Origin of the sequence: uncultured Anaerococcus sp., assembly GCF_937934665.1 — a bacterium.
Taxonomy (GTDB): Bacteria; Bacillota; Clostridia; order Tissierellales; family Peptoniphilaceae; genus Anaerococcus.
In genome coordinates, this window is record NZ_CALGYW010000149.1 from 1 (window position 1) to 5253 (window position 5253).

The following is a 5253-nucleotide window of genomic DNA, read 5'->3' on the forward strand; positions in this document are numbered from 1 at the left end:
AGCGCAAGCTGTCATTATTAATAAAGTGAAAGACACCATAGAGGAGCTGAAAGCCTTAGTGGCAAAAGTTCCCACTACAATAGAGCTTCAAACAGAAGTCACAGAAGAGGCAGAGTGCCCTGAATGCGGCAGAGAGCACGAAGTAGAAGTATCAGTCGACCAAGAAGTAACGGTACCGCAGCTAAACAACCTATGGGCAGACTTAGAGAAGGCGATTAGCGATCTAGATTACTACCTACTCGCACAAGAGCTTAAATCCGCTAAGCAATAGTCAAGAAAGCGAGGGAGTCAATCTGAATGTATTTTATAAAAAAGGGTACCTTATAGCCGTTTATGATGAGAACGACAACCTCCATGCCGTCTGCGACAATACTAAAGAGTTCGCGGAAAAGTTTAACAAAAGCGTGGATGTCGCTAAGGCGATAATTCATAAGGTAGCAACAGGAAAACAAAACACTTTTATACACAACCATGAGAGATTATCACTATCTCTGATACCGCTAGACGTTAATGAGATACGGGATTTATTAGCAGAATAGAAAGGAGTAAGCAATTATGCTTCTCAAAAAATTATTACATAAGAAAGGGGGCCTTATAAAATTATGGCGGAAATCAAACACAGCCCAGATTTAAAGTTATCCATAGCAGTGGCTAAAAGCCGTAAAGAAACCTCCTGGAAGAACACAAACATAACCTGGTCATCACTAGCAAAGAAACTAGCTACAACACACTACACCCATGAGACAGTAGAGCAATATGCCAAGATGAAAAAAGACGATCAAGACCAGATAAAAGACGTCGGGGGCTTTGTAGGAGGCCACCTAAAAGAAGGTAGGCGAAAAAACGGACACGTTGTAAACAGAAGCTTCATAACACTAGATGTGGACTTTGCAACAAAAGACCTATGGGACGATATCGAGCTCATCACAGATTATGCTATGGTAGCCTACTCAACCCACAAGCACAGACCTAACAAACCTAGATACAGATTAATCATACCACTAGCAGAGCCAGTGAGCGCGGAAGCTTACGAGGCAATAGCAAGAAAAATAGCTGATGGCATCGGCATGGATTACTTTGATGACACCACTTATCAAGCAACCAGGCTTATGTACTGGCCATCAACAAGCAAAGACGGGGATTACTTTTACAGAGTCATAGATGCCCCAGTTCTAGACCCTAACGCCGTGCTAGCCCTTTATGAAGACTGGCGCGACACATCCTACTGGCCGGAATCATCCAGAGCCGATGGCATGAGAAAAAAGACAGCTGATAAGCAGGGCGACCCTTTAGAAAAGGACGGGCTTATAGGTTCCTTTTGTAGAACTTATACGATCCAGGAGGCAATAGAAAAGTTCCTACCAGATGCGTATCAAGAAAGCACTACACCAGGGCGCTACACCTACACAGGCGGGTCTACCGCTTCAGGGCTTGTAGTTTATGATGACAAATTCGCATATTCAAACCACGGGACAGACCCTATCAGCGGACAGCTGTGTAACGCCTTTGACTTAGTGAGAATTCATAAGTTCGCAGAGCTTGACAAAGAAGCTAAAGAAGATACCCCAATAAACAGACTGCCAAGCTGGCAGAAAATGATAGACCTAGTCGTAAACGATGATGAGACCAAAAAGACCATAGGCGCGGAGCGTTTAGAATTAGCAGCGCAAGAATTCGGCGATGTAGACCTTTTAGATGATAGTGCAGAGATAGACACAGAATGGATCACAAAGCTTGAAACAAACAAACATGGCGCCTACGTAGAGACCATCGACAACATGCTCATCATTCTAAGAAACGACCCTAACATAAAGAACATGGTCGCAAAAAACTTATTCAACCAAAGATTAGAAGTTAAGATTAAAAACACCCCATGGCAAAGAAACGGCGACTTTTGGAACGACACAGACGATGCCGGCCTAAGACACTACATAGAGAAAGTATATGGGCTCCAGGGCAGACAAAAGCTTATAGACGCCTTTAGTTTAGTAGCTGAAGAACACGCCTACCACCCAGTGCGCGATTATTTAAATAGCCTAAAATGGGACGGAGCTAAAAGACTTGAAACACTTTTCATAGACTACCTAGGGTCAGATGACTCAGAGTACACTAGAACCATCACAAGAAAAACCCTAGTAGCAGCGGTGGCAAGAATCTTCAATCCAGGGTGCAAGTTCGACCAAATGCTAACCATTGTAGGGACCCAAGGGTTAGGAAAGAGTTATATCATTAAAAAGCTAGCAGGCCCATGGTTCTCTGATAGTCTGCCTGATATCAAAGGGAAAGAAGCCTACGAGGCACTAGACGGCGTGTGGATCATGGAAATGGGCGAACTTGCAGCCTTAAGAAAAAGCGAAAGAGAAGCTATCAAATCCTACATCTCAAAACAAGAAGACACCTTCAGGCGAGCTTTTGCAAGAAATACGACCGTAAGTAAAAGACAGTGTATCTTCATAGGGACCACCAATGATAATGAGTTTTTAAACGACCCAACAGGAGGGCGCCGCTTCTGGGTGCTAGATACCAATGAGGAAAAAAGGACAAAAACCGTATGGGATGACTTGAACCAAAGCGAGATAGACCAGATATGGGCGGAAGCAGTCTACTACTTTAAACAGGGCGAAAATATCATGGAGTTACCTCCTTTAGTTCAAAAGAGAGCTACCGAGATGCAAGAGGAGCATAGCCAGCATAATGCCTATATAGGATTAATCCAAGAATACCTAAAGATACCAATACCAAAAGAAGGATGGGATGATAAATCCTTATACGAAAAACGCCAATGGGTACAAGCTACTGATGACTTTAGGGCAGAGGATCAGGAATTAGCATACCGTGATAAAGTGTGTGCCGCAGAGGTGTGGAACGAGATGCTAGCAAAAGATATAGCCAACATGAAACCACTAGACGGCCGTCAGATCAATGAGGCCCTAGACACCTTTAGAAACTGGGAAAAAGTAAGGCATCCTTTAAGGTTCGGGGCCTACGGTAGTCAGAGAGGTTATAGGCGAAAATAGTTGCGTTTTGTATGACTACAAACCATGACTACAATGACTACAATGACTACAAAGTCAACAATTGCAGCTGACTACAAAGACTACAAAAAACTACAACTCTAAAAAAATATTGTAGTCAGCGATAACACGACAGTAAAGCCAACAAATAGGGCTTGACTACAAAGACTACAAAATATTCCTATTTTGGTAAAATATACCATTTAGGCAGACAACATCGTAATGCGTTCCGCCTAAAGTGCGTATTAGCGCACGTATAGGAATTATTGTAGTCTTGTAGTCAGGGGCTTATTTTAAGAAAAGTACTAAGGAGGATGAAAAGTTAAGAAATGCTAGAAAAGACAATAGAAAGGTACTTGGTAAAAGAAGTGAAAAGAATAGGCGGCAAAGCTTATAAGTTTGAGTCACCAGGAAACAATGGAGTGCCAGATAGATTAGTAGTACTACCAGAAGGAAGGGTGTATTTTGTAGAACTCAAAAGACCGAAAGGTGGAAAGACAGCAGCACTACAGAAACTCCAACAGCAAAGTTTAAAAGACCTAGGAGCCAACGTGATGCAACTACACACGAAAGAACTAATCGATGGTTTTATTAAAGAGGTGGCAGATGAACTTTACACCACATGACTACCAAGTCTACACGATAGCACAGATCAAGAAAAAACCCAAAATAGCGCTAATTTTAGATATGGGGCTAGGAAAAACAGTATGCACCTTAACGGCACTTAACGACCTGATGTATGACAGCTTCACAGTTAACAAAGTTTTAGTTATAGCGCCTTTAAGAGTAGCAGACATGACATGGCCAGATGAGATAGATAAATGGGGACATTTAAAAAACTTAAGGATTTCAAAGATTATAGGATCAAAGAAAAAAAGAGAAGAAGCAATAGAAAAAAGAGCTGACATTTATATCATCAATAGAGAAAACACCAAGTGGCTAATAGACTACTACCTAGCAAGAAAAGAAAAGTGGCCATATGACACCTTGGTGATAGATGAGTCATCAAGCTTTAAAAACCACCAAAGCCAACGGTTTAAAGCATTAAGAAAAGCAACGGCAATATCAAGAAGAGTAATCCTACTAACAGGAACACCAGCACCTAACAGCTTACAAGACCTATGGGCACAGATATACCTACTAGATCAGGGGGAAAGATTAGAATCAAGTATCACGAGATACCGAAATAAATACTTTGACCCCAATCAGAGAAACAGAAACGTAGTATTTAACTATAAGCTGAAACCAGGGGCGGAAAAAGAAATCTATAAGCAGATAGAAGACATAGCGGTAAGTTTAAAAGCAGAAGATCACCTAAAGATGCCTGAAAGAATTGATAACACTATAAAACTAAGAATGCCACCTAGCATAAAGGCGATATATGACAAAATGGAAAGGGATTATCTGGTAACCATTGATGAAGACATGATTACAGCAACAAGCGCAGGAGTTGTATCAAACAAACTACTTCAAATGGCAAACGGGGCAGTTTATGATGAGGAAAGGAAAGTAATACCTATTCATGATCTAAAACTTGAAGCTTTAGAAGAAATCATAGAGGAAAACGAAGGTAAGCCAATCATGGTGCTATACAACTACCAGCATGACTACGAAAGACTTATGGCAAGATTTGAAAAATTAGAACCTAGAGAACTAAACACCAAAGAAGACCTGGATGAATGGAACGAAGGTAACATCCACCTGCTACTAGCGCATCCAGCCTCCATGGGGCACGGACTAAACCTACAAGCAGGAGGGAACATAGTCGTATGGTTCGGGCTAACCTACAGCCTAGAGAACTACTTACAAGCCAACGCCAGATTATACAGGCAGGGGCAAAAAGAAACAGGTATCATAAACCACTTAGGAGGGGAGGGTACAGAAGATGAGAATGCGATCAAAAGTCTCACAGAAAAAAGAATACATCAAGACGAGCTTATAGCAGCTGTACAAGCAAAAATTAAAAAAGCGAAAGCGGGAATATAGAATGATTAAAACACTAGAAAGAGAATTAATACAAGAAATACAAGCAAAAGAAGAGGCGATGAAGCCGTACAATAAAAGAATCAAGAACCTAAAACAGGCGATCAACAACTTAAAGCAATTTGACATAACAGCAGATGAGATGAACTCAAAGGAGCAAAAAGAAGCTACAAAAACAAAGAAATTATAGGGAAGTATGGGCGATATTTGCGTAATGTAATCAATTTGAGCCAATTTAACGATATTTGCGTAATGT

At 41.2% G+C, this 5253-nt stretch carries 5 protein-coding genes; all 5 read left to right on the forward strand.

What is annotated here, in order from left to right; all coding sequences use genetic code 11:
* On the forward strand, positions 1-271 hold a 271-nt coding region (locus Q0410_RS07585; protein WP_299035166.1), incomplete at its 5' end, for a hypothetical protein.
* Between the two features lie 331 nt (positions 272-602).
* Positions 603-3017 (forward strand): VapE domain-containing protein, encoded by a 2415-nt coding sequence (locus Q0410_RS07590; RefSeq protein WP_299035168.1) that lies wholly within the window; start codon positions 603-605, stop codon positions 3015-3017.
* A 326-nt stretch (positions 3018-3343) separates the two neighbouring features.
* Positions 3344-3640, forward strand: coding sequence for a VRR-NUC domain-containing protein (locus Q0410_RS07595; protein WP_299035170.1), 297 nt, complete (start codon positions 3344-3346; stop codon positions 3638-3640).
* A complete protein-coding gene (locus Q0410_RS07600; protein WP_299035172.1) occupies positions 3621-5000 on the forward strand; it encodes a DEAD/DEAH box helicase in 1380 nt (459 codons plus the stop codon). Before Q0410_RS07595 ends, Q0410_RS07600 begins: the two co-directional genes overlap by 20 nt.
* Before the next feature lies 1 nt (position 5001).
* Entirely contained in the window at positions 5002-5187 is a 186-nt protein-coding gene (locus Q0410_RS07605) for a hypothetical protein (RefSeq protein ID WP_299035175.1), read from the forward strand.
* Positions 5188-5253: the final 66 nt, after the last annotated feature.

Excerpts from the sequence above, each read along its gene's own strand:
- Q0410_RS07600 (WP_299035172.1), top strand. The coding sequence starts at position 3,621 with ATGAACTTTACACCACATGACTACCAAGTCTACACGATAGCACAGATC.
- Q0410_RS07595 (WP_299035170.1), top strand. The coding sequence starts at position 3,344 with ATGCTAGAAAAGACAATAGAAAGGTACTTGGTAAAAGAAGTGAAAAGA.
- Q0410_RS07605 (WP_299035175.1), top strand. The coding sequence starts at position 5,002 with ATGATTAAAACACTAGAAAGAGAATTAATACAAGAAATACAAGCAAAA.
- Q0410_RS07590 (WP_299035168.1), top strand. The coding sequence starts at position 603 with ATGGCGGAAATCAAACACAGCCCAGATTTAAAGTTATCCATAGCAGTG.